Annotated in this window: 1 protein-coding gene; it reads left to right on the top strand. The window is 70.8% G+C overall.

Annotation, left to right across the window (positions count from 1 at the left end):
- Positions 1 to 1,525 (top strand): LCP family protein (locus tag G6018_RS07345; protein ID WP_241732014.1); only part of this gene is annotated, 1,525 nt, incomplete at its 5' end.
- Positions 1,526 to 1,553 lie beyond the last annotated feature (28 nt).

The raw sequence follows: 1,553 nt of genomic DNA on the forward strand, positions 1-1,553 counted from the left end.
GCGCGCACCCGCCCCCGGGCGCGGTCGGCGTCACGCGACCCCCTCCCGCCCGCTGGGCTCGCGGATCGCCCGCACCCTCGCCGCTCTGGCATCCGTGTTCTGCCTCCTGGTGACCGGCGTGGGCTGGTCGCTGTTCAACGGTCTGAGCTCCGACCTGTCCTCCGCCGGAGGTCTCGACGTGGGGGACGGCGGGCTCGACGGCGCCGTCGACATCCTCCTGGTGGGGACGGACAACCGCACCGACGCCCAGGGCAACGCGCTCAGCCAGGAGGAACTCGCCACCGTCCGGACCGGCGAGGACGAGGGCGAGAACACGGACACGATCCTGCTCATCCGGATCCCGGAGGACGGGAGCTCGGCCACCGCGATCTCGGTCCCCCGGGACGTCTACGTGGAGACCCGGGACATCGGGGGCAGCAAGATCAACGGTGTCTACGCCGGATACAAGCAGACGTACCTCGACGAGGCCGTGGCGAACGACCCCGACGGTGCGCTCACCGAGCAGGACCAACGCGACGCCGTCCAGGCCGGCCGCAACGGGCTGATCAACACCGTCCGCGATCTCACCGGCGTGCAGGCCGACCACTACGCCGAGATCGGGTTGCTGGGATTCGTCCTGCTCACCGACGCCGTCGGTGGCGTGCCGGTGTGCCTGAACGAGGACGTCGACGAACCGCTGTCCGGCGCGAACTTCCGGGCCGGGGTCCAGACCGTGTCCGGCTCCGACGCCCTGAGCTTCGTGCGTCAGCGGCACGACCTGCCCGCGGGCGACCTCGACCGGATCGTCCGCCAGCAGGCGTTCATGTCCCAGCTGGTCAAGAAGACCCTGTCCGCCGGCACCCTCGCGGACCCGACGAAGCTCGGAGCGCTCGTCGACGCGGCCCGACGGTCGTTCGTCATCGACGAGAACTGGGACTTCGTGGACTTCGCGATGAAGCTCCAGGACATCAGCGGCGGGAACGTGCGGTTCGAGACCATCCCGGTCACGAGCATCGACTCCTTCACCGAATGGGGCGAGTCCATCGTCACCGTCGACCCCGACCAGGTCGCGGAGTTCGTCGGCGGATTCGCCAGTACCGACGACGTGGAGGAGGAACAGGAGCAGACCGGCACCCCGGGGGTGGACCCCGCCGCCGTGACCGTCTCGGTGGTCAACACCACCGCGATCGACGGTCTGGCGGCCCGGGTCTCCGGTTCCCTGTCCGAACTCGGGTATGCCGTCGGGGACCTGCTCACCGATCCGGCAGCGGCGTACACCTCCCACGTCGCCGCCGGTTCGGCCGACGACCCCTCGGCGTTCGCGGTCTCCGACGCGCTGGGCGGGTTGCCCGTCCAGGTGGATCCCGCGGTGCCCCCCGGGGCGGTCCGCGTGGTCCTGGCGGAGGACTACAGCGGTCCCACGGGGGACGCCTCCGCGACCGAGTCCTACTCCCCCGAGACCACCACCTACGCCCCGTTGCCACCGTCGATCGCGCAGCGTCCGACCTTCGACGCCGGTGGTTCGGACGTCCCCTGTGTGAACTGACCGAGCCGCACCCGACCGACCGTCCGGA

The sequence above is a fragment of the Dietzia sp. DQ11-44 genome (assembly GCF_014145205.1).
Taxonomy (GTDB): Bacteria; Actinomycetota; Actinomycetes; order Mycobacteriales; family Mycobacteriaceae; genus Dietzia; species Dietzia natronolimnaea.